The 25,104-nt window shown below is 64.8% G+C and carries 22 protein-coding genes and 2 pseudogenes; 15 read left to right on the forward strand and 9 right to left on the reverse strand.

Features of this window, described 5'->3' with window-relative positions:
- Nucleotides 1-26: 26 nt before the first annotated feature.
- Together BDD18_RS04470 and BDD18_RS04475 are read right to left on the reverse strand one after the other, a co-directional pair.
- Nucleotides 27-1,262, reverse strand: coding sequence for a CaiB/BaiF CoA transferase family protein (locus tag BDD18_RS04470; RefSeq protein ID WP_142081618.1), 1,236 nt, complete (start codon nt 1,260-1,262; stop codon nt 27-29).
- 18 nt (nt 1,263-1,280) lie between these two features.
- Entirely contained in the window at nt 1,281-2,264 is a 984-nt protein-coding gene (locus BDD18_RS04475; protein ID WP_066783664.1) for a hydroxymethylglutaryl-CoA lyase, read from the reverse strand.
- Nucleotides 2,265-2,375: 111 nt separating this feature from the next.
- On the opposite strand from BDD18_RS04475, the gene BDD18_RS04480 reads away from it, so the two are divergent.
- The 3 genes from BDD18_RS04480 (at nt 2,376) to BDD18_RS04490 (ending at nt 4,312) form a co-directional block, all read left to right on the forward strand.
- On the forward strand, nt 2,376-3,299 hold the full coding sequence (locus tag BDD18_RS04480) for a LysR family transcriptional regulator (protein WP_142081620.1): 924 nt from the start codon (nt 2,376-2,378) through the stop codon (nt 3,297-3,299).
- Between the two features lie 240 nt (nt 3,300-3,539).
- A complete protein-coding gene (locus BDD18_RS04485) occupies nt 3,540-3,851 on the forward strand; it encodes a winged helix-turn-helix transcriptional regulator (RefSeq protein WP_044399922.1) in 312 nt (103 codons plus the stop codon).
- 104 nt (nt 3,852-3,955) lie between these two features.
- Entirely contained in the window at nt 3,956-4,312 is a 357-nt protein-coding gene (locus tag BDD18_RS04490; protein WP_044399919.1) for an FKBP-type peptidyl-prolyl cis-trans isomerase, read from the forward strand.
- Nucleotides 4,313-4,413: 101 nt separating this feature from the next.
- Here BDD18_RS04490 and BDD18_RS04495 read toward each other — a convergent pair whose 3' ends face one another.
- From BDD18_RS04495 to ppsA, 4 genes are all read right to left on the reverse strand, one after another.
- Nucleotides 4,414-4,899, reverse strand: coding sequence for a hypothetical protein (locus tag BDD18_RS04495; RefSeq protein ID WP_142081622.1), 486 nt, complete (start codon nt 4,897-4,899; stop codon nt 4,414-4,416).
- Between the two features lie 121 nt (nt 4,900-5,020).
- Complete coding sequence (locus tag BDD18_RS04500) at nt 5,021-7,090, reverse strand: VC_2705 family sodium/solute symporter (protein ID WP_142082518.1); 2,070 nt, start codon at nt 7,088-7,090, stop codon at nt 5,021-5,023.
- 22 nt (nt 7,091-7,112) lie between these two features.
- Nucleotides 7,113-7,466: a DUF4212 domain-containing protein gene (locus BDD18_RS04505; RefSeq protein ID WP_142081624.1), complete on the reverse strand. Its 354-nt coding sequence runs from the start codon at nt 7,464-7,466 to the stop codon at nt 7,113-7,115.
- Between the two features lie 54 nt (nt 7,467-7,520).
- Nucleotides 7,521-9,911 carry a phosphoenolpyruvate synthase gene (ppsA, locus tag BDD18_RS04510; protein ID WP_142081626.1) on the reverse strand — a complete coding sequence of 797 codons (2,391 nt, stop codon included), beginning with the start codon at nt 9,909-9,911 and terminating at the stop codon, nt 7,521-7,523.
- Nucleotides 9,912-10,104: 193 nt separating this feature from the next.
- On the opposite strand from ppsA, the gene ppsR reads away from it, so the two are divergent.
- Nucleotides 10,105-10,926 (forward strand): posphoenolpyruvate synthetase regulatory kinase/phosphorylase PpsR, encoded by an 822-nt coding sequence (ppsR, locus tag BDD18_RS04515; RefSeq protein ID WP_044399904.1) that lies wholly within the window; start codon nt 10,105-10,107, stop codon nt 10,924-10,926.
- Nucleotides 10,927-11,135: 209 nt separating this feature from the next.
- Here ppsR and ahpF read toward each other — a convergent pair whose 3' ends face one another.
- A complete protein-coding gene (gene ahpF, locus BDD18_RS04520; RefSeq protein WP_142081627.1) occupies nt 11,136-12,704 on the reverse strand; it encodes an alkyl hydroperoxide reductase subunit F in 1,569 nt (522 codons plus the stop codon).
- 181 nt (nt 12,705-12,885) lie between these two features.
- Entirely contained in the window at nt 12,886-13,461 is a 576-nt protein-coding gene (gene ahpC, locus BDD18_RS04525; RefSeq protein WP_044399898.1) for an alkyl hydroperoxide reductase subunit C, read from the reverse strand.
- Between the two features lie 253 nt (nt 13,462-13,714).
- Here ahpC and bfr point away from each other — a divergent pair, with 253 nt between their 5' ends.
- From bfr to BDD18_RS04580, 10 genes and pseudogenes are all read left to right on the forward strand, one after another.
- Nucleotides 13,715-14,191 (forward strand): bacterioferritin, encoded by a 477-nt coding sequence (bfr, locus tag BDD18_RS04530; RefSeq protein ID WP_044399895.1) that lies wholly within the window; start codon nt 13,715-13,717, stop codon nt 14,189-14,191.
- Between the two features lie 320 nt (nt 14,192-14,511).
- The gene (locus tag BDD18_RS04535) at nt 14,512-14,820 is read left to right on the forward strand and encodes a DUF3649 domain-containing protein (protein ID WP_142081629.1); all 309 of its coding nucleotides are present in this window, start codon (nt 14,512-14,514) and stop codon (nt 14,818-14,820) included.
- On the forward strand, nt 14,817-16,601 hold the full coding sequence (locus BDD18_RS04540) for a PepSY-associated TM helix domain-containing protein (protein ID WP_142081631.1): 1,785 nt from the start codon (nt 14,817-14,819) through the stop codon (nt 16,599-16,601). Before BDD18_RS04535 ends, BDD18_RS04540 begins: the two co-directional genes overlap by 4 nt.
- 4 nt (nt 16,602-16,605) lie before the next feature.
- Nucleotides 16,606-16,938, forward strand: a complete 333-nt coding sequence (locus BDD18_RS04545) for a DUF3325 domain-containing protein (protein WP_142081633.1) — start codon at nt 16,606-16,608, stop codon at nt 16,936-16,938.
- 134 nt (nt 16,939-17,072) lie between these two features.
- A pseudogene (locus tag BDD18_RS04550) lies at nt 17,073-19,242 on the forward strand (TonB-dependent receptor).
- 481 nt (nt 19,243-19,723) lie between these two features.
- Nucleotides 19,724-20,926, forward strand: a complete 1,203-nt coding sequence (locus BDD18_RS04555) for a PepSY-associated TM helix domain-containing protein (RefSeq protein ID WP_142081634.1) — start codon at nt 19,724-19,726, stop codon at nt 20,924-20,926.
- Complete coding sequence (locus BDD18_RS04560; protein ID WP_142081636.1) at nt 20,923-21,168, forward strand: hypothetical protein; 246 nt, start codon at nt 20,923-20,925, stop codon at nt 21,166-21,168. Before BDD18_RS04555 ends, BDD18_RS04560 begins: the two co-directional genes overlap by 4 nt.
- 112 nt (nt 21,169-21,280) lie before the next feature.
- Nucleotides 21,281-21,841: pseudogene (locus BDD18_RS04565) on the forward strand (TonB-dependent receptor plug domain-containing protein); the annotation flags it as partial.
- A gap of 157 nt (nt 21,842-21,998) precedes the next feature.
- Nucleotides 21,999-23,087 carry an IS5 family transposase gene (locus tag BDD18_RS04570; RefSeq protein WP_142081327.1) on the forward strand — a complete coding sequence of 363 codons (1,089 nt, stop codon included), beginning with the start codon at nt 21,999-22,001 and terminating at the stop codon, nt 23,085-23,087.
- Nucleotides 23,088-23,458: 371 nt separating this feature from the next.
- Nucleotides 23,459-24,196, forward strand: a complete 738-nt coding sequence (locus BDD18_RS04580; protein WP_142081638.1) for a DUF4198 domain-containing protein — start codon at nt 23,459-23,461, stop codon at nt 24,194-24,196.
- Nucleotides 24,197-24,304: 108 nt separating this feature from the next.
- Here BDD18_RS04580 and BDD18_RS04585 read toward each other — a convergent pair whose 3' ends face one another.
- The gene (locus tag BDD18_RS04585; protein WP_044399884.1) at nt 24,305-24,646 is read right to left on the reverse strand and encodes an HPF/RaiA family ribosome-associated protein; all 342 of its coding nucleotides are present in this window, start codon (nt 24,644-24,646) and stop codon (nt 24,305-24,307) included.
- Between the two features lie 219 nt (nt 24,647-24,865).
- On the opposite strand from BDD18_RS04585, the gene BDD18_RS04590 reads away from it, so the two are divergent.
- Nucleotides 24,866-25,072 (forward strand): hypothetical protein, encoded by a 207-nt coding sequence (locus BDD18_RS04590; protein WP_142081639.1) that lies wholly within the window; start codon nt 24,866-24,868, stop codon nt 25,070-25,072.
- Nucleotides 25,073-25,104 lie beyond the last annotated feature (32 nt).

The following is a 25,104-nucleotide window of genomic DNA, read 5'->3' on the forward strand; positions in this document are numbered from 1 at the left end:
CCCGTTGCGCCTGCCCGTCGTACCTCTCAGGCCACGGCGCCCGCTTGCTGTAGCGCCTGCACCTGCTCGGGCGTGTAGCCCAGCTCTTGCATCAAAGCCGCCGTGTGCTGGCCCAACACCGGGGGCTGCAGGCGCACGCCCAGGCGCTGGCCGTCCATGGCCAGGGGCAGCAGCGTGGTGCGGGCGGTCTGCCCGGCGCGCTCGCCGTCGGGCAAAGTGATGTCGGCCAGGCCGCCAGTGGCGTTGAGGTGCGGGTCGTCCAGCAACTGCTCGGGCCGCGAGATGGGGGCGAACGGCAGGCCGTGCTTTTCAAAAATGGCGGCCAGTTCGGCCACGCTGTGGTTTGCCAGGCGTTGGCGCAGGTCAGGCATCAGCGTGGGGCGGGCGCGCACGCGGTCGTTGTTGGTGGCGAGCTGCGGGTTGGCCTTCAGGTCTGCATAGCCCATGGCGTCGCAGAAGGTGACCCACTGCGCATCGCTCACGGCGGCCAGGAAGATCTGCTCGCCCTCTTTCACCGTGAACACGTCGTACAGCGCCCACGAGGAGATGCGGTCGGGCATGGGGGCGGCAGGCTTGCCCGTCACGGCGTACTGCATCATGTGCTGGCCGACGAGGAAGACGTTGTTCTCGAAGAGTGCCGAGTCCACCTCTTGCCCGCGCCCGGTGATGCCGCGCTGCATCAGCGCCGCCATGGCGCCAATCGCGCCAAACATGCCACCCATGATGTCGTTGACGCTGCTGCCTGCGCGCAGCGGGTCGCCGGGGCGGCCGGTCATGTAGGCCAGGCCGCCCATCATCTGCACCACTTCATCGAGCGCGGTGCGGTGCTCGTACGGCCCGGCCAGAAAGCCGGTGTGGTTCACGTAGATGAGGCGGGGGTTGATCTGCGACAGCGCGGCGTAATCCAGCCCGTACTTGGTCATCACGCCGGGCTTGAAGTTTTGCGCCACCACGTCGGCCGATGCGGCCAGCTTGTGGGCCACCTCCAGCGCTTCGGGGTTGCGCAGGTCCAGCGCAATGCTTTTCTTGTTGCGGTTGAACATGGGAAAGAAGCCCGCGCCAGCCCCCAACAGGTGGCGGGTGCGGTCGCCCTCCACGGGCTCGACCTTGATGACCTCGGCCCCCAGGTCGGCCAGCACCATGCCGCAGGTGGGGCCCATGACCATGTGGGTGAATTCAACGACCCGCAGGCCCGCCAAGGGCAAGGGGCGTGGGGACGATTTGGGCGATTCGGACGGGAAAGAAGAGGTGGTGCTTGTCATGGGTGAACGATACAGAAATCAAACCGCTGCGGCGGCCAGGGTGGGCTGTGCGTGGCGGGGCAGGCCCGCCTGCCACAGGGCGCCGTGCAGGGTCTCGCCTGCCAGCCAGTCGGCTACGCGCTGGCGCAGCGCCAGCAGCGCGGGCACATCCACACCCGTGGTAACGCCCATGCGCTGCAGCATGTATTCCAGGTCTTCAGTGGTGACGTTGCCGCTGGCACCGGGCGCGTGGGGGCAGCCGCCAATGCCCGCCAGGCAGGCATCAAAACGGGTGATGCCGGTTTGCCACGCCGCATAGGCGTTGGCCAGGCCCATGCCACGCGTGTCGTGAAAGTGCGCGCAGGCCAGCCGGTCGCCCACCAGGGCGCGGGCCTTGGCAAACAGGCGCTGCACACTGGCCGGGTCGGCAAAACCCACGGTGTCGGCCAGGCTCACGCGGTCGGCGCCCGCATCGAGCAGGGCTTGCATCAGGCGCAGCACTTCGCTCTCAGCCACCTCGCCCTGCAGGGTGCAGCCAAAGGCGGTGCCCACACCGCCTTCGATCAGCGTGGCGCTGCCGGCCGCATCGCGCGCAGCGCGAATGCGGGCCACCTCGGCCACCACCTCGTCAGGGGTCTTGCGCAGGTTGGCCAGGCTGTGGGCGTGGCTGGCCGATAGGGGCACAACCATCAGGTGGGCGCCACATTCCAGCGCGCGCTCAGCCCCTCTCAGGTTGGGCACCAGCACCGACGCGCGCAGGCCCGGCAGCGTTTGCGCGTGGGCCAGCACCTCGGCGGTGTCGGCCAGCTGGGGCAGCAGGCGGGCGGGGACGAAAGAGCCCACCTCGATCTCGCGCTGCCCGGCGGCGTAGGCAGCGTTCACCCATTCAATCTTCTGCGCGGAGGGCAGCACGCGGGCGATGCTCTGCAAGCCATCGCGCAGGCCGACTTCACGCACCACGGCGTGGGTGGGGCCAGTGGCCGTAACGGCGGATGCGGGCCCGCCGGGTAAAGATGGGTTCACAGGGCTGTCTCCGAAAGCGTTGGAAGCATGCAGGTGATTCTAGAAATTCCGTTTTGAATCAGAAAATCAATTTTGGAACCATTATGATTCCCGAAAGGAACATCACAACCCATGCGCGATCTTGATCTGCAAACCCTGCGCCTGTTTGCCGCCGTGTGCGACCAGCGCAGCATTGCGCGGGTGGCCGAGCAGGAGTCCATCGTGGGCTCGGCCATCAGCAAGCGGCTGGCCCAGCTGGAAGACACCGTGGGCACGCCACTGCTGCTGCGCAAGCGCCGGGGCGTGGTGCCCACCCCGGCGGGCGAGACGCTGCTGGAGCACGCCCGCACCATGCTGGCCAGCGTGGGGCAGATCGAGCGCGACATGGCCGCATATGCCACCGGCACCCGGGGCCATGTGCGCATGCTGGTCACGGCCTCGGTCATGGCCGAATCGCTGGCCGATGATGTGGCAGCGTTCTTGCAAGACCCGGCCCACCGCAGCATCCAGATCAGCATGGAAGAGCGGGTGAGCCCCGACGTGGTGCAGGGCATCCGCGAGGGCAGCGCGTCCATCGGCATCTGCTGGGACGCCGCCGACCTGAGCGGCCTGCAAACCCGCAACTACCGCAGCGACCACCTGGCCATCGTGGCGCACGAGTCGCATCCCGTGGCGCAGCTACCCACCGTGCGCTTTGCCGATGTGCTGAGTTACGAATTTGTGAGCATGCCCGCCCTGAGCGCGGTGCAGGTGCTGCTGGCGCGCGCAGCGGCGGTGGAAGGCAAGACGCTGGCCCACCGGGTGCTGGTGTCCAACTTTGACGCGGCCCTGCGCGTGGTGCGGGCCAACCTGGCCATCAGCGTGGTGCCGCGCGAGGTGGTAGCGCCGTTTGCGCAGACCGCCCCGGTGCGCGTCGTGCCGCTCAGCGATGCGTGGGCGCAGCGCCGGTTTGCGATTTGCTACCGCGACGAGCAGGCCCTTTCGCCTGCGGCCCAACTGCTGGTGCAGCACCTGGCGCGCGCATCGGCCCACGAGGCGCCAGAGGCGCTGGCGTAGCCTTCGCACCACACCCCCAGCCAGGGGCTAAACCACCCTGCACGGGGGCCCAGTGCCCTGCAAAATCCTGCTAAAAACAAGCCCCAAAATCACCGGTCTATGGCATATGCACATTGCCTTGTGAGCTACCAAACTTGTAGCAAAATGGGTTCCGCGCTATAGTCTGAGCGCATTGGCGGGCCGCCCCGGCGCCCTGCTCCCAAATAACCGATCCAATACCTCGCGCAAGGAGAAGCATCCATGAGCTCCAAAGAAAACGCCGCCATCCACCAGCTGTTCGAACGGCTCGAATGCCGTTACGCGCTGCGCGTGCTGTGGGCCCTGCGCGACGGGCACCCCCAAACCTTCCGCCTGCTGCAAGACAGCGTGGGCGGCATCACCCCCAACACCTTGAACACCCGCATCAAGGAACTGCGCGAAGCTGGCCTGCTGGACCATGGCGCTGACGGCTACACCGTGACCGCCGCCGGGGCCGACCTGCTCAAGCGCCTGAACGATGTACAGGCGTTTGCCACCCGCTGGGTCGCCGGCCGGGCCAAGAAAGCCGCCTGAACGAAAACCTGCCCCACCGCGGGCAGTTGGTTTCAGCAAAAACACCCTCTAGCGCTTGTCCAGCAAGCGCTACCAGCTACCATTTCAATAGCAAAGGACATACCATGGCCCTCACCACCACCGCCTCTGGCCTGCAATACGAAGACACCACCGTGGGCGAAGGCGCCGAAGCCACCAAGGGCAACAACGTGTCGGTGCACTACACCGGCTGGCTGTACAACAACGGCGAGCAAGGCGCCAAGTTCGACTCCAGCCGCGACCGCAACGACCCCTTCGAGTTCTCTCTGGGCGCTGGCATGGTCATCAAGGGCTGGGACGAAGGCGTGCAGGGCATGAAGATTGGCGGCAAGCGCACGCTGATCATCCCCGCAGCCCTGGGTTACGGCGCCCGCGGCGCTGGCGGTGTGATCCCCCCGAACGCCACGCTGAAGTTTGATGTCGAGCTGCTGAAGGTTCGCTGAGCCGCCCGCGCACTTCGCCAAACGCAAAAAAGCCAACCCATCGGGTTGGCTTTTTTCATGGGGCAGAGCATTCAGGCGATGCCGGCGCGCAACGCCGTCGCTCAGCCAAACAGGGCCTTGCGCAAAGGCTCGTACTTCTCTTCTCCCACCGCCTCTTTGATCTTGGGGGCCAATGCGGCCAGGTCTTCAAAGCTGGAGGCGGATTCGACCGCCAGATTGAGCCGGAAGCCGCGCAGGCCCATGGCAGCTGTCATGGCGGTGGCGGCCGGGTAAGCGTCTTTGTAGCGCTGCTGTGAGGACCGGGCAGTTTCACTAGAACCCGACTGTGCCGCCGGGGGAGTGACACCCGCCCCACCCTGGTCGGCCGCTGGTGGCAGTGAAGCACCCCCGGCTGGGGCCAGCAGGCCCTGGGCAATCATGGTCTGCACATCGTCCTGGGTGATGCCCATGGCGGCGGTGGCAGCCAGCACCTCGCTCAGGGTGCGCTTGCCATCGAACAAGATGAACGCAGAGCGTTGCCTGGACGACAGGCCACCGTGCCGATCTTTCAATGCTTCTTGACCTGCCTGCGTTTTGACGAAAACCATGGGGCTCCTGGAAATGAACGGACTGCAACACTGACCACAGCCCTGCCCAGAGGTTGGCACAATTGGTGACAATTGGGTATCGGGGTTTATCCATAAGCCCCCGTCCCAAAAGGCTATTGGTTCAGATTTCCAGGCGCACGCCCGTGGGCACGGGCGCGGGGCGGGTGATGCGGCTCACCACAGCTGCCGCCACAAAACCGGCCGGCACCCCAAACACCCCGGCCGAGATGGGCTGGATGCCAAACCACAGACCATCGGCCAACAGCCAGCCAGGCAGCGCACCCCTTACGGCAGGTACGTGTGAAAGCAGGTAGTACACCGCCACCCCCAGGCCCGCCAGCATGCCTGCCACGGCCCCCTTTCGCGTGGTGCCGCGCCAGAAGATACCCATCACCATCACCGGCACAAAAGCCGAAGCTGCCAGCGAGAAGGAGGCAGACACCATGGTCAAAATCTCTGAAGGCTTGAGCGCCGCGACAAAGGCGGCAGACAAGGCCACCGTGAGCAATGTGAACTTGGTCAGGATCACCCGCTGCTCGGGCGATGCATCGCGCTTGGTGCCTCGGAAGTACAGGTCGCGCACCAGTGCGTTGCTGATGGTGAGCAACAAGCCATCAGCCGTGGACAACGCCGCTGCCAGCCCCCCCGCCGCCACCAGCCCCGACACCACATAAGGCAGCCCCCCCAGTTCGGGCGTGGCCAGCATGATGAGGTCAGCGCCCAGTCGAATCTCGCCAAACTGCACGATGCCATCACCGTTCACGTCTTCAATGGACAACAGGGAACTGTCCACGCGCGCCCACTGGGCCATCCAGTTGGGCAAGGCTTCAAAGCTGCTGCCCACCAGGTTCTGCATGACCTCGAACTTCACCAGCACCGCCAGGGCGGGCGCGCTCAGGTACAGCAAGGCAATGAAAAACAGCGACCACGCCACCGAGGCCCGCGCTCCAGCCACCGTGGGTGAGGTGTAGTAGCGGGTGAGCAGATGCGGCAACCCTGCTGTGCCCACCATCAGGCAAAACATCAGCGCCAGAAAGTTGCGGCGGGCCAACTCGTATTCGCGCTGCTCTTCGGGTGTGCCATTGGGGTCGCCCGCATAGGCCTGGCTGTGCGGCGGCAGGCCACCCAGCGGTTTGGCCCGCTCGTAGTTCTCGTGCATTTCACGCGTCCAGCGCTCACGGGCAGAGGCAGCGTCGCGCGGCAAGGCGGCCAGTTCGCGGCTGGCCGAAACAATCAGCCCCACATCGGCGTTTTGCGCACGCAACTGGCGAATGCGCTCGCGCCCCAGTTCGCGTTCACGCTCCAGCGCACCTTCCACATCCTGCAGACGTGCCTCCATTTCCTTGGCGCGGCGCAGGTAGGCCTGCACCACCTGGTGCTCTGCCGCCGAGTCAAGAAGCTGGGTTTCCAGCTCTGCAATCTTGCTGATCTGCTCGCCATAAACGGCCGGGGCCATGGGGTTGCCCAGTTGCTTGTAGGCCAACCAGGACACGGGAATCAAAAACGCCAGCAGCAGCACCACGTACTGCGCCACCTGCGTCCAGGTGATGGCACGCATGCCGCCCAAGAACGAGCACAGCAGCACGCCCCCCAGGCCCAGCATGATGCCGATCTCGAACTGCACCCCCGTCAGGCGCGAAGCGATCAACCCCACGCCATAGATCTGCGCCACCACGTAGGTGAACGAGCACATCACCGCCGCCAGCGCTGCAATGATGCGCGGCCAGCGCCCGCCAAAGCGCACATGGAAAAAATCGGGCACGGTGTACAGCCCCATGGCCCGCAGGTGTGGTGCAATCAGCATCGCCACCAGACAAAACCCGCCCGTCCAGCCCAGCAGGTAGGCCAGCCCACCGGCCTGCCCCGAAGTGCCCGAGAACCCCTGCAGGTACAGCGCCCCCGAGAGACTGATGAACGAGGCCGCGCTCATCCAGTCGGCGGCGGCCGCCATGCCGTTGTACATGGGCGGTATGCGCCTGCCTGCTACGTAGTACTCGTCGGAATCTGACGTGCGGCCATACACACCGATGCCGGCGTACACCATCACGGTGAGGAAAAGAAAGATCGGACCGATCCAGTGGCGCGACAGCCCCTGGTGCTCGGCCCAGGTCATGAGTGCCAGGAAGCCCAGCACCCCCAGCACGTACAAGATGAAAAACTGGTGAGGCCGCAGCCATGCGGGCAAACGCACACCCCGCCTGCGGCGGGCCTGGTTAGCCACGGCGGTGCTCCGATGGTTGCGCCCCTTCAGCCGATGCGGCACTGGCAGCCTGGGCGTCCTGCCGCTCGAACCGGCTCATGGCCCAGGCGTACACCACCACGATGGCGATGAACACCAGCACCGCCCCCTGGGCGGCAATCCAGTAGCCCAAAGGCCATTCGCCCACCACGATGTCCTGCAGATCGCGAGCGAAATAAGTGGCGACAAACGACGCCAGCACCCAAACAGCCAGCAGGACTGCCTTGAGCCACAGGTGGCGAACGTCGTGCAGATCGGGAGGGAAAGGCCCCGCGAGTTCGGGCTCGCGGGGCGGAGTTTGCTGGGGGCGTAGCGCGGAAGGTCGCATGGATCAGAAATCCCTCACGCCTGCGATCTCATGCGCCGCCCCGCTGGCCAGGCGTCAGCCGGCCAGTTGCTGCCAGGTGGCCACCACGCTGTCAGGGTTCAGCGAAATGGAAGAGATGCCTTCCTTCGCCAGCCACTGTGCAAAGTCAGGGTGGTCGCTGGGGCCCTGGCCGCAGATGCCGATGTACTTGCCCTGGGCCAGGCAGGCCTTGATGGCCTGGTGGATCAGCACCTCGACAGCCGGGTCGCGCTCATCAAAGTCCTGCGCCAGCAATTCCAGGCCCGAGTCACGGTCCAGACCCAGGGTGAGCTGGGTCAGGTCGTTGGAGCCGATGGAGAAGCCGTCGAAGAACTGCAGGAAGCGCTCAGCCAGGATGGCGTTGCTGGGCACTTCGCACATCATGATGACCTTGAGGTCGTCCTTGCCGCGCTCCAGGCCATGGGTGGCCAGCAGCTTGGTCACACGCTCGGCCTGGCCCAGCGTGCGCACAAAGGGCACCATCACCTGCACATTGGTCAGGCCCATGTCATTGCGTACGCGCTTGAGCGCTTCGCATTCCATCGCAAAGGCTTCGCCGAAGTCTTCGCTGATGTAGCGGGCCGCACCGCGGAAGCCCAGCATCGGGTTTTCTTCCTCTGGCTCGTAGCGGCTGCCGCCGATCAGCTTGCGGTATTCGTTGGACTTGAAGTCCGACAGGCGCACGATGACGGGCTTGGGCCAGAAGGCGGCGGCAATGGTGGCCACGCCTTCAGCCACCTTGTCCACATAGAAGGCGCGAGGCGATGCATGGCCACGGGCCACGGATTCCACGGCCTTCTTCAGGTCGGCATCGATCTGGGGGTAGTCCAGAATCGCCTTGGGGTGCACACCAATGTTGTTGTTGATGATGAACTCCAGGCGCGCCAGGCCCACGCCCTCATTGGGCAGCTGGGCAAAGTCAAACGCCAGCTGGGGGTTGCCCACGTTCATCATGATCTTGGTCTTGATGGGGGGCATCTCGCCGCGCTGCACTTCGGTCACTTCGGTTTCGAGCAGGCCGTCGTAGATCTTGCCGGTGTCACCCTCAGAGCAGCTCACCGTGACCAGCGTGCCGTCTTTCAGGCGCTCGGTCGCGTCACCACAGCCCACCACGGCCGGAATACCCAGCTCGCGCGCAATGATGGCGGCGTGGCAGGTGCGGCCACCGCGGTTGGTGACGATGGCGCTGGCGCGCTTCATCACGGGTTCCCAGTTGGGGTCGGTCATGTCCGTCACCAGCACATCGCCAGGCTGGACCTTGTCCATCTCGGCAATGTTGTGTACGAGGCGGACGGGGCCGGTACCAATCTTCTGGCCGATGGCGCGGCCCTCAGCCAGCACCGTGCCGTGGCCCTTGAGCTTGTAGCGCAGTTCGGCCTGGTCCTTGGCTTGGCTCTTCACGGTTTCAGGGCGTGCCTGCAGGATGTAGAGCTGGCCGTCGGTGCCGTCCTTGCCCCACTCGATGTCCATGGGGCGGCCGTAGTGCTGCTCGATCACCAGGGCGTAGTGGGCCAGTTGCTCCACGTCGGCGTCGGTCAGCGAGTAACGGTTGCGCTGCTCGGCAGGCACGTCGATGGTCTTGACCAGCTTGCGGGTGGCGGCCTTTTCTTCAGGTGTAGAGAACACCATCTGGATCAGCTTGGAGCCCAGGTTGCGGCGGATCACTGCTTTTTTGCCCGCCTTGAGCATGGGCTTGTGCACGTAGAACTCGTCGGGGTTCACGGCGCCCTGCACCACGGTTTCGCCCAGGCCATAGCTGCTGGTGATGAACACCACGTCTTCAAAGCCGGATTCGGTGTCGATGGTGAACATCACACCGGCCGCGCCCAGGTCCGAGCGCACCATGCGCTGCACACCGGCCGACAGGGCGACCACGTCGTGCTCAAAACCTTTGTGCACGCGGTAGGAGATGGCGCGGTCGTTGTACAGCGACGCGAACACTTCCTTCATCTTGTGCATGACTTCATCGATGCCCACCACGTTCAGGAAGGTTTCCTGCTGGCCAGCAAACGATGCGTCAGGCAAGTCTTCAGCCGTGGCAGACGAGCGCACAGCAAACGATGCGTTGGGGTTGCCAGCGCTGAGCTTGGCAAATTCGTCGGCAATGGCCTTTTGCAGGTCGGCCGGGAAGGGCTGGGCCTCGACCATGGCGCGGATCTCGGCGCCGACCTGCGCCAGGGCGCGCACGTCTTCAGTATCCAGGCTCTTGAGCTTGGCGCTGATCTTGTCGGCCAGGCCGTCGTAGGCCAGGAATTCGCGGAACGCGTGGGCGGTGGTGGCGAAGCCCGTGGGCACGCGCACGCCTTGCGGCAGTTGGGAGATCATTTCGCCGAGGCTGGCGTTTTTACCGCCAACGACCTCGACGTCGGTCATTCTCAGGTTTTCAAACGGTACGACCAGGGCGGTCGGGCTGAAAAGTGCAGACATGGGAAAGCTCCAGAAGTTGAAACCGGGTCTGCATGCCAGGCCCGTCGTGGCCTCTGGCAAGCGGCCATGCGCAGGCTGCAGCTTTGTCGTTGTGGTTGTAGGCCGACGGTACGCATGGTGAGAATTTGGATAATTGCGGCAATTGTAGGCCCCCGCTTCTGGCAAAGGGCTGACGCTTTTAAAAAGGGCCCCCATGCACTCGCGAACTGTATTTTTTGTGTCAGACGGCACCGGCATCACTGCGGAGACGTTCGGCAACGCCATCCTGGCCCAGTTTGAATTCAAGCCGCGCCATGTGCGCCTGCCCTTCATCGACACGGTGGACAAGGCCCACCAAGTGGTGCGCCAGATCAACCACACCGGCGAGGTAGAGGGCAAAAAACCCATCGTCTTCACCACGCTGGTCGATATGGAAGTGCTCAAGGTGATTCAGGACGGCTGCAAGGGCATGCTGCTGGACATGTTTGGCACCTTTGTGCACCCGCTGGAAGAAGAGCTGGGCATCAAGTCGCACCACCGCGTGGGGCGCTTCTCGGACGTGAGCCGCAGCAAGGAATACAACGACCGCATCGAAGCCATCAACTTCAGCCTGGCGCACGATGACGGCCAGAGCAACCGCGACCTGGCGGGGGCTGACGTGATCCTGGTGGGCGTGAGCCGCAGTGGCAAGACCCCGACCAGCCTGTACCTGGCCATGCAGTTCGGCCTGAAGGCGGCCAACTACCCGCTCATCCCCGAAGACTTTGAGCGCAAGCAGCTGCCACCCGCGCTGGTGCCCTACCAGAAGAAGATTTTTGGCCTGACCATCAGCCCCGAGCGGCTGGCCGAGATTCGCAGCGAACGGCGCCCGAACTCCAAGTACGCCAGCCTGCTGAACTGCCGCGCCGAGGTGGCCGAGGCCGAGGCGATGATGCGCCGGTCCGGCATCCGCTGGCTGTCCACCACCACCAAGTCGATCGAAGAGATCGCCACCACCATCCTGCAGGAAGTGCGGCCAGAACGGCTGATGTATTGAAGCCCATGCAGCCCCGCCGTGGCCGGCGGCATTTGCTATTTCATTGATAGCGCCCGGCGCTTTCCCTGATTGGCCTCCAGGGTGATTTACTGCCAACGCAAGCAGCCCCCCAAAGGTCAAAAACCCAGGCCACTTTCGCGGCCTGGGCTTTGCTACTTTTTATATAGCAACCAGCGCTTACTGGGTGGGCGCTGGAGGCTATTTTGGCTTCAAACCGCCGCAGGCGTGCGGATCAGGTGGTCGAACGCGCTCAGGGCGGCGGTGGCACCGGCACCCGCTGCAATCACGATCTGCTTGTAAGGCACCGTGGTGCAGTCGCCGGCGGCAAACACGCCGGGCACGTTGGTGTGGCCCTTGGCATCGATCACGATTTCGCCGAACTTGGAGAGTTCGACCGTGCCCTTGAGCCATTCGGTGTTGGGCACCAGGCCGATCTGCACGAACACCCCTTCCAGCGGCACCAGGTGCTCTTCGCCGGTGGCGCGGTCCTTGTATTTCAGGCCGTTCACCTTGCCATCAGCACCGGTGATTTCGGTGGTCTGGGCGTTGGTGTGGATGGTGACGTTGGGCAGGCTCTTGAGCTTGTTCACCAGCACTGCGTCGGCCTTGAGCTGGTCGGCAAACTCGATGAGGGTGACGTGGGCCACCACGCCAGCCAGGTCAATGGCTGCTTCAACACCCGAATTCCCGCCGCCGATCACGGCCGTGCGCTTGCCCTTGAACAGGGGCCCGTCGCAGTGCGGGCAGTAGGCCACGCCCTTGTTCTTGTACTCGGCTTCGCCGGGCACGTTCACGTTGCGCCAGCGGGCGCCGGTGGACAGGATCACCGTCTTGGACTTGAGCGTGCCGCCGTTGGCCAGCTGCACTTCGATCAGGCCGCCGGGTTGCGCGGCGGGGATGATCTTCTCGGCGCGCTGCAGGTTCATGATGTCCACGTCGTAGGCACGGGTGTGGGCTTCCAGCGCAGCAGCAAACTTGGGGCCGTCGGTTTCCAGCACCGAGATGTAGTTCTCAATGCCCAGGGTGTCATTCACCTGGCCGCCAAAGCGCTCGGCAGCCACGCCGGTGCGGATGCCCTTGCGAGCAGCGTACACCGCAGCAGCTGCGCCTGCGGGGCCACCGCCCACCACCAGCACGTCATACGCTTCCTTGGCGCTGAGCTTGGCAGCTTCACGGGCAGCAGCGCCGGTGTCGAGCTTGGCAGCGATTTCTTCCAGCGACATGCGGCCCGAGCCGAACACCTGGCCATTGAGGAACACCATGGGCACAGCCATGATTTCGCGCTTGGTCACTTCTTCCTGGAAGGCGCCGCCTTCGATCACCGTGGTCTTGATCTTGGGATTGAGGATGGCCATGAGCGACAACGCCTGCACCACGTCGGGGCAGTTGTGGCAGGTCAGGCTCATGTAGACCTCGAAGTTGAAGTCGCCGTCCAGTGCCTTGACCTGGTCGATCACATCCTGCTCGACCTTGGGTGGGTGGCCGCCCGTCCACAGCAGGGCCAGCACGAGCGAGGTGAACTCGTGGCCCAGCGGCAGCCCGGCAAAACGCAGGCTGTTGGTGGCGCCTACGCGCTGCAGGCTGAACGAGGGCTTGCGGGCGTCGTTGCCATCGGTGCGCAGGGTGATCTTGTCGCTGCGCAGGGACTGGATGGTTTCGAGCAGCTCGCGCATGTCGCGGGCGGTTTCGCTGTCGTCCAGAGAAGCCACCAGTTCAAACGGCTGCTGTACGCGTTCCAGGTAGGCAGAGAGTTGCGATTTGAGTTGGTCGTCGAGCATGGTGGCTTCCTAAAATTAGAGTTGTGGTCTTGTAGGTTTAAGGGCTTCAGGCGATTCATTCAAGCCTGATGGCCAAATTCCGGGCGAAAAAAAGCCGGACGGCATGGCGCAAGCACCATGGCGCTGTCCGGCTTTGGGGAGCACGCCAGTTGCGGCGCGCTCAGCCGATGCATGAAGCGGCTTAGATTTTGCCGACCAGGTCCAGCGAAGGAGTCAAAGTCTTGGCGCCTTCCTTCCACTTGGCGGGGCACACCTGGCCGGGGTTGGCGGCGGTGAACTGGGCAGCCTTGAGCTTGCGCAGGGTTTCCGACACGTCACGGGCGATTTCGTTGGAGTGCACTTCCATGGTCTTGATCACGCCATCGGGGTTGATCACGAAGGTGCCGCGCAGTGCCAGGCCTTCTTCAGGGATGTGCACGCCGAAAGCGTTGGTCAGTTGGTGAGTTGGGTCGCCGACCAGAGGGAACTTGGCCTTGCCCACAGCGTCGGAAGTTTCGTGCCACACCTTGTGCGAGAAGTGGGTGTCGGTGGTCACGATGTAGACCTCGGCACCAGCGGCCTGGAAGGCAGCGTAGTTGTCAGCGGCGTCTTCGATTTCTGTGGGGCAGTTGAAGGTGAACGCTGCTGGCATGAAGATCAGCACAGACCACTTGCCCTTCAGGCTTTCTTCCGTCACGGTGATGAATTCACCCTTGCCGTTGCGGTTCACAAAAGCTTCGGTCTTGAAAGGCTGGACTTGCGTATTGATCAGGGACATTGCTGTTTCCTTAAAGGGTTGGTTGACAGAACAGACTGAAGTCTAGGCTTTTTGATGCAATGTATCCAATTAATTGATTTGATTGAATCAATTGCCAATGACTATTCTACGACACGCCATCCGGGCGCCAAGGGGCACTCTAACCCTTTCCCTCGGCAGAGGGCTCCGGCGGGGCTACTCGCGCAGGGACTTGGCTTGTCAGACACCGGGGCACCCTCCACAATCGTACGTCAATAACCCACAAGGAGGCCCCATGAAAGGCGACCCACAAGTCATCGCGCACCTGCAAGCGCAACTGAAGAACGAACTCACCGCCATCAACCAGTACTTCCTGCACTACCGCATGCTCAAGCACTGGGGCTTCGACAAGCTGGCCAAGAAGGAATACGAAGAATCCATCGGCGAGATGAAGCACGCGGACTGGCTGATGGACCGCATCTTCATGCTCGACGGCCTGCCCAACCTGCAAGACCTGGGCAAGCTGCAAGTGGGCGAGGATGTGCCAGAAATCCTGGCCTGCGACCTGCGCTCGGAACAAGGCGCCCAAGCCACCATCAAGGAAGGCATGGCCCACTGCGAAAGCGTGCGCGACTATGTCTCGCGCGACCTGCTGCAAAAGATTCTGGACGACACCGAAGAGCACATCGACTTTCTGGAAACCCAGATCGACCTCATCGAAAAGGTGGGTCTGCCGAACTACCTCCAGTCCCAAATGGGGGATGCTGACTGAGGCAGTCGATACCCTCTGGGGCGCACGGCCAGCCGCCGCGCCATCGAACGGGCCTGCGGGCCCGTTTTTTTCGTCTGCACCAGGCGGCCCGCTCACTCTCCACCCGCAGCGGTCTGTTGCAACCTTGCGCCAACGCAAGCAGAACTTTACAAACAAAACAAGAATGCTTCTCAATAACTGTAGAATTCCGCGCTAGCAAGCCAGCACGAACGGGACCCCGCCGGGTGCAGCCAGCCTTTGGATCAACCCAGACTGGAGCCCCTGCCCATGCCTTGCCGCCGCCCCCTGTGCACCCACTTCCCGAGCCTCTCGGTGCAGCCATGAAAACGGCCCGAGTGGACTGGCGGTACCGCCTCACTATTTTGTCGCGCACCCTGGCCGCTGCGTTGGGGGGCTATGCACTGACGGCAGCGTTTGCCGGGGCGTTGTCGCTGGCGCTGGCCCAGGCCATGCCCCGGGTGGATGCCGTGCTCACCGCCACCATGCTGGCCTGGCTGGTCTACGCCGCCGCGGTGGCCTGGGTGTTTTATGCACGCACCAGCTGGGGCGCCTGGCTGGGCATGCTGGCACCCGCCGCCGTGATGGGCGCCATGGCCATGGCGCCGCGCTGGCTGGGGGCTGCGGCATGAGCACGGCGCCAACCACTGAGAGCGCCCTGCCCGCACAGGCAAGGGCCAAGACCCCAACCAAGGCCCCCAACGACCGCGAAGGCTTTCGCCAGGCCATGTCGTGGCTGCACACCTGGGCGGGGCTGGTGCTGGGCTGGCTGCTGTTTGCCATCTTCCTCACAGGCACGCTGTCGTTCTTTAGAAACGAGCTGAACCTGTGGACGCACCCCGAGCTGCACGGCTTGCCCACCACCGCAGCAGGCACCGAGACAAACACCGCTGAAAAAGCCCTGGCTGCGCTGCACCGCAAGGTGCCCGACGTAACCCAGTGGATCATCCACCTGCCCGACGAGCGCGATCCGGCAGTGAATGTGCTGTGGCGCGGCAGTGGCAATGGCCGCTTTGAAACCCTGCGCATGAACCCGCAAACGGGCGAGCCAGTGGACATCCGCCAGTCCATGGGCGGCGACTTCTTCTACCGCTTTCACTTCGAGCTGCGCACCGCGCAAAAAGGCCGCTGGACGCTGGAAGGCCGCTGGGTGGTGGGCGTGGCCACGCTGCTCATGTTCATGGCACTGCTCACCGGGGTGGTCACGCACCGGCGCATCTTCAAGGACTTCTTCACCTTCCGCCCCGGCAAGGGCGGCCAGCGGGCCTGGCTGGACGCGCACAACGTCTCGGGCGTACTGGTGCTGCCGTTTTACCTGATGATCACCTTCAGCGGGCTGATGATCTTCCACTCAATGTACCTGCCCAGCGGCATCGCCACGGCGTATGCCGGGGCCGATGGCAAGGTGGACTCGAACACCTACTTTGCCGACCTGCAAGGCGACCAGCCCGAGCGCCGGGCCCGGCGCGAGCCAGGCGCCAAGGTCGAGCCCCTGCCGCTGATCCCTGTGGCCACCATCCTCACTGCCGCACAAAAGCACTGGGACGGCGGCCGCATCGGCTCCATCCAGGCGCGACGCGATGCCCAAGGCAAACCGGTGGTGGAAGTCACCCGCCACGAGGGCGACCGCCTGCAATACCGCCCGCCCCGCCTGCTGTTTGATGCCACCACCGCACAACCCGTGGGCGAGCTCAACCCCACCAGCGCCGCCGTCACCACCTACGGCGTGCTGTACGGGCTGCACATGGCACGCTTCGCCAGCCCCGGCCTGCGCTGGGCGTTGTTCGGTTTTGGGCTGCTGGGCTGCCTGATGATTGCCACCGGCATGGTGCTGTGGTCCGTCAAACGCAGCGCGCAGGCCCAGCGCAAGGTTGCTGCCCAGGCCACCCCAGCCCCGCAGCGACTGCCGCTGGGCGAGCGCCTGGTGGCAGGGCTGAACATTGGCACCCTGGCGGGTCTGCCGCTGGCTTGCGCGGTGTTTTTGGCGGCCAACCGGCTGCTGCCGCTGGAACTGCCCCAGCGCGCAGACACCGAGCTGGCCTGCTTCTTCGCCACCTGGGCCCTGGCCCTGGTGTGGGGCCTGGCGTGCCCCCGCCGCCTGGGCTGGACGGCAGTGTTGGCCTTGGCTGCTGCGGCATGGGCCCTGCTGCCCGTGCTCAATGCCCTGACCACCTCCACCCACCTGGGTGCCACGCTGCCTGCGGGCGACTGGACCTGGGCGGCGCTGGACCTGGCCTTCCTGGCCGCGAGCGCCGTGCTGGGTGCCGTGGCGTGGCAGCTGCACCGCCGCCGCCCTGCCCCTGCAACCCCTGCCAGGCGCGCGGCCCGCACCCACGTAGCGGCGCCCCAAGCCCCCACACCGGCAGCGCACACCGTGCCCAACGCGGCCTCGGAAATCACCGCAGGAACCTGAAGCCATGTCCGCCTTTCTGTTTTGCTTTGCCGCCTGGCTGGCCATGGCCCTGGGCATGGACAAACACCACGAAGACGCCTTGGGCCGCGAGGCTTCCCCCACGCGCCTGCGCCACCTGCGCAGCGCGGGCTGGGTGATCTTGCTGGCATCGCTGTGGCTGGCCACGCGCACACCGGCCGGCGTGCCCGCCTCCCTGGGCGTCACGGCATGGGCTGTGGCCCTGTCGGTGGCTGCCATGGCCGCCACCGCGGCCCTTACCTGGTTGCCCCAGCGCGCTCCGCCGCTGGGTGCCGCGTCGCTGGCAGCAGGGCTGCTGGCGTACGTCAGCGGCCTCTAGCCCGGCGGGCTCCACCCCCCAGCAAACGCTCTCTTGATGCGGCGCCGCCGTGCGCAGGCAGACGCCTGCGCGGCTGTGCAACGCCCCTGTGTTTTTTCACTCTCGTTACAGGAACCACCATGCATTCATCTTCCATGCCCCGTGTGCGGCACCCTGCGCCCCTGGCCCACACCCTCAGCCCTCTGGCGGCCGCCGTGTTGCTGCTGGCCTGTGGCAACGCCCTGGCCCAGGGCACGCCAGCCGACACCAGCGCCCCCAAGGCACTGGGCGAAGTCACCATCAAGGCCGCGCCGCAAGGCGACAGCTACACACCCACAGCCACCTCGACCGCCACCAAAGGCAGCGCCCCCCTGCGCGATGTGCCGCAGGCCGTGAACGTGGTGCCAGCCCAGTTGCTGCGCGACCAAGGCGCCCGTTCGATGGAAGACGCGCTGCGCAACGTGCCCGGTGTGGCCATGAGCCATGGCGACGGCCAGCGATCAGGTGGTCATCCGTGGCTTCACCGCCATTGCTGACCAGTTTGTGGATGGTGTGCGCGACGACGCGCTGTACTTCCGCGACCTGGCCGATATTGAGCGCATCGAAGTCCTCAAAGGCCCAGCGGCCGTGCTGTATGGGCGCGGATCTTCGGGCGGCCTCATCAACCGCATCACCAAGAAACCGCAGTTTGGCGAGACCTCGGGCGAAGCCTCGGTGGGCGCGGGCAGCTACGCCTGGCGCCGCGCCACGGCCGACCTGAACGTGGGCATCAGCGATACGGCGGCCTTTCGTCTCAATGCCGCCGTGGAAGATTCGGGCAGCTACCGCGACCAGCAGTTTGTGAAGCGCCACAACTTCGCCCCATCGCTCGCCCTCAAGCTCGCGCCGCAAACCGACCTGCTGCTGCAATACACCCACGCCCGCGACAAGCGCCTGACGGACTTCGGCATCCCGGCCCTGAACGGCCGCCCGGTGAACGTGGCGGCAGGCACCTACTACGGCTCCAGCAACGCCGCGCAGGACGACACCACCACCAGCGCCATGCAGTCATTCACCGCCACGCTCAACCACCGGTTCAACGACGACTGGTCCGTGCGCAACGTGACCCGCGTTTACGGCTACACACTTGACCGCTACAACACCCTGCCCGGCGGCACCACCGACCCGGTCACCATGACCGTGGGACGATCACGCGCCTTCATCCTGCGCGACGAAAAGGGCGTGTTCAACCAGACCGACGTGACCTGGCGTAACCAGCTCGGCGGGCTCCGGCAAGAGTGGCTGATGGGCATGGAACTGGGCCAGCAAAAGAAACGCTCGGAATCCGTTTCGGGCGGGGCCGACCGGGTGTCCATCCTCAACCCCAGCGCCGCTGCGCCCGTGATTCCTGCGGCCAACTACAACGCAGACAACGCCATCCCCAGCCACACCACGCAAGACACCGCTGCGCTGTATTGGCAAAACCAGATCACCCTGGCCCCGCAGTGGAAGGCACTGATTGGCGCGCGGTATGACGTGTACGGGCAGGAGACGCGCTACGACCGCAAGCTCGCCACCCTCTCGCGCACCGACAAAAAATTCAGCCCCCGCGCCGGGCTGGTGTGGCAGCCCAGCGATACGGTGTCGTACTACGTGTCGTACAGCAAATCGTTCCAGCCCTCGGCCGAGGCGTTTGCCCTGGCTGCCAACATCACGGCCGCCGAGCCTGAAATCACCCAGAACAAGGAGATTGGCGTGAAGCTGGACCTGCTGGGCGGCAAGCTGAGCGTGACCGGCGCCCTGTTCAACCTGGAGCGCACCAACATCAAGAACACCGACCCGGCCAACCCCTCGCGCCAGATCAACGTGGGCACGCAGCGCACCAACGGCTTTGAGCTGACCGCCAGCGGCCGCCTGCCTGGCCGCTGGGACGTGAGCGCGGGCTACGCCTACCTGGACGGGCGCACCACCAAGTCGCTGGCCACCACCAGCTCGTCGCAGCTGCCCGTGGTGGCCGTGCCTGCCCTGGGCAAGGTGCCCTCGCTCACTCCGCGCAACAGCGCCTCGGTGTGGGTGATGAAAGACCTGGGCCAGGGCCTGCGCCTGGGCGGCGGCGTGAGCCATGTGGGCGAGCGCTTCACCTCCCTCACCAACCTCGTCACCCTGCCCGCCTACACCACGTTCGACGCTGCCCTGCAGTTCGCGCTGGGCGAGTGGGATCTGGACGTGAACGTGAAGAACCTCACCAACCGCAAGCACTACGTGTCGGCCCACGGCAGCAACGACAACCTGATCCTGCCGGGCTCACCCCGCGCCGTGCAAGTCACGCTGCGCACGCACTTCTGAGCACCGTGCATCCACCGGCGTGCGCATGGCCTGCGCGCGCCACTTCAAGCCAAATTGGCCTGTAGCGCTTTATCCACAAGCGCCAGCAGCTTCTATTTTGATAGCAAATACCCAATGCAGTGGAGGAGACACCCCCTGCGCAGGCACCCGGTGGTCCAGCCTGCACACCCTCCCGCTCCAGAAGAGACGCACGCGGCGTTCTGGCAGCGGGCTTTTTTCCAACACCACCGCCTTCACCACCACATCAAATACAAACAATTCCTATTTGCAATGTAAAATTCAGATTTTCTGCAAGCCACAGCCTTCCTTTTAGATCCGCTCTAAGGCTGCCGCCAGCGCCCACCGTCTTTCGATGTTTTCGGGTTGTCTGGCTTGAACCACTCCTTCTTCACCGCTACTGACGCCGCCCTGGCCGCCCCGCACCGCGGGCTGGCCCTGCGGACGTGCGCCTGCGCAACCTGCTGACCCCCGCCCCCACACCATGCTGAGCCCCACCGCCCTTCGCCGCTGGAGCTGGACCCACAAGTGGTCCAGCCTGGTGTGCACCGTCTTCATGCTGCTGCTGTGCATCACCGGCCTGCCGCTGATCTTTCACCACGAAATCGGCCACCTGCTGGGCACCGAAGTCGAAGCGCCCGCCATGCCCGCCAATACGCCGCGCGCCAGCCTCGACCAGGTGCTGGCCACCGCGCAGGCGCTGCACCCGGACCGTGTGGTGCAGTTCGCATCGCCTGCCGAGGACGATGACAACGTGTGGTTCGTCACCCTCACGCCCACGCCAGCGCCCACCGATGATTTCCGCTCGGTGGCGGTGGATGCGCGCACAGCGCAGGTGCTGGCGCAGCCCCGGTTTGACGAGGGCTTCATGCATGTGATGTTCCGCCTGCATGTGGACCTGTTCGCAGGCCTGCCGGGCAAGCTGTTCCTGGGCTTCATGGGCTTGCTGCTGCTGGTGGCCATCGTCACCGGGGTGGTGCTGTATGCGCCCTTCATGCGCAAGCTGGCGTTTGGCGAGGTGCGGCGGGACCGCTCCACACGCGTGAAGTGGCTCGATCTGCACAACCTGCTGGGCATCGTCACGCTGGTGTGGGCGTTTGTGGTGGGCGGCACGGGCATGATCAACACGTGGGCCGACCTGCTCATCAAATACTGGCAGTACGACCAGCTCTCGCTGCTGCTCAAGCCGTATGAGGGCCAGCCCATCGTGCCCGCTGCCGAACGCGGGCCGCTGCAGCAGGCGCTGGAGGCGGCGCAGGCCCAGGCGCCGGGCACCAAGCTGTCGTTCATTGCGTTCCCCGGCACAGCGTTCTCCAGCCCGCACCACAACACGTTTTTCCTGCGCGGCAATGAGCCGCTCACCTCCAAGCTGCTCAAGCCAGTGCTGGTGGATGCGCGCACGGCGCAGGTCACCGCCGCGCCCCAGCTGCCCTGGTACCTGACGGCGCTGCTGGTGTCGCAGCCGCTGCACTTTGGCGACTACGGCGGCATGCCGATGAAGATCCTCTGGGCGCTGCTGGACATCGCCACCATCGTGGTGCTGGGCAGTGGGCTGTACCTGTGGCTGCGCAAGGGTGTGCAGGCGGCCAGCCCTTCAGTCCACGCGGCGGACAAGTCTGCTGGCGTTTTTGCAGGCGGCGCATTGCCTGCATCGGGCGCAGCGCGCTCCACCGAGGGCGCTGTATGAACAAGCACCGCCGTTTCTGGGCCCTGTGGGGCTGGCCCATCGTGATGGGCGTGCTCACCACCACCGGGCTGCTCACGGCCCTGGTGTCTGACACCTGGGGCGATTGGTGGTCGTGGGCAGCGCTGGGTGTGCCGGTGGCGGTGATGGGCTGGTACAGCTGGCCCCGCAGATCCGCAGCCACTGCACACGCCGTCCCACCCCCCACCAATCCATCCGGCACGTCCGGCGCATCTCCGCGCTGAGTTTCTTGTTTCCTTGATCGCATCCTCCATGCATTACCAACCGTCACCCTGCGCCGCCCCTCTGCTGCGCCCTGCGCTGTCTGCCACCCCCATTGCACTGGCTGCGGCCGCGATGGTGCTGGCCCTGGCCACACCCGCGCTGCATGCACAGCCCACCGCAGCCCCCACCACGGCGGGCGAGGGCAAGGCCCTGTCCACCGTCACCGTCAACGCCAGTGCCGACGCATCGGCCCAAGGCCTGTCGCCCGCCTACCCCGGCGGCCAGGTGGCGCGCGGCGCGCGCGCGGGCATTCTGGGCACGCGCGATGCGATGGACACGCCGTTCTCCGCCATCAGCTACACCAACGAATTGATCCTGGACCGCCACGCCCGCAGCGTGGGCGATGTGCTGCAAAACGACCCCACCGTGCGCGTGGCGCGTGGCTTTGGCAACTTCCAGGAGTCGTACTTCATCCGCGGCTTCCTGCTCGACTCGGACGACACCGCGTTCAACGGCCTGTACAGCCTGCTGCCCCGCCAGTACATCGCCACCGAACTGTTCGAGCGCGTGGAAGTGCTGCGCGGTGCATCGGCCTTCTTGAACGGTGCCAGCCCCGCAGGCGGGGGCATTGGCGGCAGCACGCAACTGGCGGCCGACATTGCCCGCCGCTTTGGGCCCGATGGCAACACCGGTGGCTACCCCGGCTCGGGCTACCTGACGGTGAGCGCCCCGCGCACCGTGAGCCTGAGCGCCAGCGTGGACTTCTAACAGGCCGTTGAAAAATCCCCCGCCGACGCTGGCGTCGGCCAGTACGATCTGAAGCCATCGGCGAACAACCCAGACGAGGACGATGAGAGGCAACCAAGACTTCCAGGGGGCGATGTTCAGCTACATCAGCCTTGAAGAGCGCGTGCCGCAGACACACCCGCTGCGCAAACTGCGCGCCGCAGTCGATGCGCTGCTGGCGACGATGAACCGCGAGTTCGACGCGGTGTACGCCCGCCGGGGCCGCCCCTCGGTGCCGCCGGAGATGCTGCTCAAGGCCCTGCTGCTGCAGATCCTGTTCTCCATCCGCAGCGAGCGCCAGTTGGTCGAAGCGGTCAACTACAACCTGCTGTACCGCTGGTTCGTGGGCCTGAACATCGAGGACAAGGTCTGGGACCACTCCACCTTCAGCGCCAACCGCGAGCGGCTCTTCAACGAAGACTTGGCCCGCGCCTTCTTCGAGCGGGTCAAGCACACCGCCGATTGGGCGAAGTTGACCAGCGACGAACACTTCAGCGTGGACGGCACGCTGATCGAGGCCTGGGCCTCGCACAAAAGTTTCAAGCGCCGGGACGACGACCAAACCCCGACTGAGGGGCGCAATCCCGAGGTGGACTTCAAAGGACAGCAGCGCTGCAACGACACCCACGCCAGTACCACGGACCCCGATGCCCGGCTGTTCAAGAAGAGCGCGGGCGACAAGGCTCGCCTGTGCCACATGGCGCACATCCTCATGGAAAACCGCAACGGTCTGATCGTGGACGTGGAGATCACCCATGCCAGCGGCACCGCCGAGCGCGAGGCGGCGCTCGCGATGCTTGGGCGCCGGGACAACAAGAACAAGCGGGCTACGGTCGGGGCCGACAAGGGCTACGACAGCAAGGCCTTCATCAAGGGCTGCCGAAAGCTCAAGGTCACGCCGCACGTGGCGGCCAAGGACAAGCACTCGGCGGTGGATGCCCGGATCACCCGACACGAGGGCTACAAGACCAGTCAGAAGGTGCGCAAGCGCATTGAGGAGGCCTTTGGCTGGATCAAGACCGTGGGTGGTCTGGCCAAGACCAAGCTCATCGGTCAGGCCAAGCTCACGGGTCAGGCGCTGCTGTGCTTTGCCACCTACAACCTGGTGCGCATGGGCAGCATCGGCGGCTGGTGGGACGCGCATCATGCGTGAGCCCGGGGATACGTGCGCCCGAAATGGGCGAGATGGCCTGCAAACAGGCCAGATTGGCCGGTGCAATCGCTGCGCAGACGCGTCTGGGCCACTCGTTTCTTCGAAAACAGCGTCCCTGATGCGTTCGATGCCCACTTTTTCAACGGCCTGCTAAGCCTCCGAACGCTCACTGGCGCAGGCTCTGTGCAGCCCGCTGCACAGCATGGGCTGCACCCAAAAACTTTAAGTCAAAACAGCCACCAGCGCTTATTTAGCAAGCGCAGGCAGCTATCAAAACATGAGCGTTTTCATCCCCACACGCGTGGGGCTGGACGTGCTCGCCCTGTGATTTCTGCAAACCCGTTTTAACCCACCGCAAGGAGCTGACTGCCATGAACCAACGTTTGCACACCCGCGCCACAGGCCTGACCCGCAGCCTGATCGCCGCCGCCCTGCTCGCCACCACCGGCCTGGCCGCACAAGCCCACCAGGTGTGGCTGGAGCACAGCGGCAGCCAGGCCAAACTGCACTTTGGTGAATACAACGATAACGTGCGCGAAACCTCGCCCGGCCTGCTCGACAAGTTCAAGGGTGTGCCCATGCTGGAGCAATCGGTGGCAGGTGCCAAGCAGCGCGTGGAAGGTCAGCTCACCAAAGAAGCCTTCACCTACACCACCGCCGCGAATGCCGAGACGCTGTTTGCCGACGCTGCCTACCCGCTGATCGACCGCACCAAGGCCAACCTGCCCCCGCTGCTGTGGAAGCCCACCGCCCGCTGGGTGGCCAGCCTGGCCAAACCCGTGGCACCCACGGCTGCACTGGACCTCGTTCCCACCGGCAAGCCCGGCCAGCTGAAGGTGGTGTTCAACGGCGCCCCGCTGCCCAAGGCCAAGGTGGAGCTGGTGTCCCCCTCCGGCTGGGCGCGTGAAGCCACCAGCGGCGACGACGGCACCGTCACCTTCGCACTGCCCTGGAAGGGCCAGTATGTGGCCGAGGTCAAGCACAGCGACAAAACCCCTGGCGAGGCCCAGGGCCAGAAGTACGGCGAGGTCAGCCACCTCATCACGCTGAGCTTTGTGCAAGCCGAAGGCATGACGTCGCCTGCGATGCCTGCTGGCCACGCACACTGAATAAAAATGGCTGTTAGCGCTTGATACACAAGCGCCAACAGCTATATTTTTAATAGCATCAACTTGAATGCTGCCGCTGGCACTGGCGGTAAGCCAGTGCGGCGGCGCTCACCCTTGCAGGGCCAGCGGCCGGTGGCGGCCTCTGCGCGCCACGGTGGCGCGGCGCCACACCTTCAGCACATGCCGCACCGCGCGGGCCAGGGCTTCATCCAGCGCGGTGCGCCAATCGCCTGCCACCGAAGACACGACCACCTCACCCGCGCCATCGGTGCGCAAGGCAATCTGGCAGCGCTTGTCCAGCCCGCCGCGGGGGCCATTCACATCAGCCAACTGCACATCGGCCCTGGGCACCAGGGCATTCAATCGCCGCAACGCAAACCGCACGCGGCGCTCTACGGTGTCACGCATCAAGGCGGCTTCGGGGTGGCGAGACTTGAAAAGTATCTGCATCAGCGTTCTCCTTGGTTGGAGCCCTCACCTTAGTGCCGCACATGCCGCCATCACAGCAGGTTTTCTCAGAACATGGCCTCTAAAAAACCTGTGTCGCCGTCACAAGCGATATCCAATTCATTTCGATAAAACCAACGCAGTGCTCACAAAAAACCTGCTTGGTGGCACGGGTGGGAAGCCACACATTCAAGGCTGTGTTCACCACCCAGGAGATGCTCCATGAAAACCCATCGCACCTTGCGCCCCACGCTATTGCAGCGCCTGCGGGTCTTGTGGAACCAGGCCTTGCACAGGCTTTGGTATTGGTCTCAACGCAGCACCACCACACGGGCGCCCGTCCTGGTACCCGTGCGTGTGCGGGATGAGCGCCACCTGCCGCACCACCCACAGCACCAGAGGCAGCGCTATCGCCCCTACCGCGACTAACCATCACCATCGAAACCACCCACACACACTTG

Source organism: Acidovorax temperans (assembly GCF_006716905.1).
GTDB lineage: Bacteria > Pseudomonadota > Gammaproteobacteria > Burkholderiales > Burkholderiaceae_C > Acidovorax > Acidovorax temperans.

Coding starts and splice junctions, on each gene's coding strand:
- BDD18_RS04470 (WP_142081618.1), bottom strand. CDS start 1,262: ATGACAAGCACCACCTCTTCTTTCCCGTCCGAATCGCCCAAATCGTCC.
- BDD18_RS04480 (WP_142081620.1), top strand. CDS start 2,376: ATGCGCGATCTTGATCTGCAAACCCTGCGCCTGTTTGCCGCCGTGTGC.
- BDD18_RS04485 (WP_044399922.1), top strand. CDS start 3,540: ATGAGCTCCAAAGAAAACGCCGCCATCCACCAGCTGTTCGAACGGCTC.
- BDD18_RS04490 (WP_044399919.1), top strand. CDS start 3,956: ATGGCCCTCACCACCACCGCCTCTGGCCTGCAATACGAAGACACCACC.
- BDD18_RS04495 (WP_142081622.1), bottom strand. CDS start 4,899: ATGGTTTTCGTCAAAACGCAGGCAGGTCAAGAAGCATTGAAAGATCGG.
- BDD18_RS04505 (WP_142081624.1), bottom strand. CDS start 7,466: ATGCGACCTTCCGCGCTACGCCCCCAGCAAACTCCGCCCCGCGAGCCC.
- ppsA (WP_142081626.1), bottom strand. CDS start 9,911: ATGTCTGCACTTTTCAGCCCGACCGCCCTGGTCGTACCGTTTGAAAAC.
- ppsR (WP_044399904.1), top strand. CDS start 10,105: ATGCACTCGCGAACTGTATTTTTTGTGTCAGACGGCACCGGCATCACT.
- ahpF (WP_142081627.1), bottom strand. CDS start 12,704: ATGCTCGACGACCAACTCAAATCGCAACTCTCTGCCTACCTGGAACGC.
- ahpC (WP_044399898.1), bottom strand. CDS start 13,461: ATGTCCCTGATCAATACGCAAGTCCAGCCTTTCAAGACCGAAGCTTTT.
- bfr (WP_044399895.1), top strand. CDS start 13,715: ATGAAAGGCGACCCACAAGTCATCGCGCACCTGCAAGCGCAACTGAAG.
- BDD18_RS04535 (WP_142081629.1), top strand. CDS start 14,512: ATGAAAACGGCCCGAGTGGACTGGCGGTACCGCCTCACTATTTTGTCG.
- BDD18_RS04540 (WP_142081631.1), top strand. CDS start 14,817: ATGAGCACGGCGCCAACCACTGAGAGCGCCCTGCCCGCACAGGCAAGG.
- BDD18_RS04545 (WP_142081633.1), top strand. CDS start 16,606: ATGTCCGCCTTTCTGTTTTGCTTTGCCGCCTGGCTGGCCATGGCCCTG.
- BDD18_RS04555 (WP_142081634.1), top strand. CDS start 19,724: ATGCTGAGCCCCACCGCCCTTCGCCGCTGGAGCTGGACCCACAAGTGG.
- BDD18_RS04560 (WP_142081636.1), top strand. CDS start 20,923: ATGAACAAGCACCGCCGTTTCTGGGCCCTGTGGGGCTGGCCCATCGTG.
- BDD18_RS04570 (WP_142081327.1), top strand. CDS start 21,999: ATGAGAGGCAACCAAGACTTCCAGGGGGCGATGTTCAGCTACATCAGC.
- BDD18_RS04580 (WP_142081638.1), top strand. CDS start 23,459: ATGAACCAACGTTTGCACACCCGCGCCACAGGCCTGACCCGCAGCCTG.
- BDD18_RS04585 (WP_044399884.1), bottom strand. CDS start 24,646: ATGCAGATACTTTTCAAGTCTCGCCACCCCGAAGCCGCCTTGATGCGT.
- BDD18_RS04590 (WP_142081639.1), top strand. CDS start 24,866: ATGAAAACCCATCGCACCTTGCGCCCCACGCTATTGCAGCGCCTGCGG.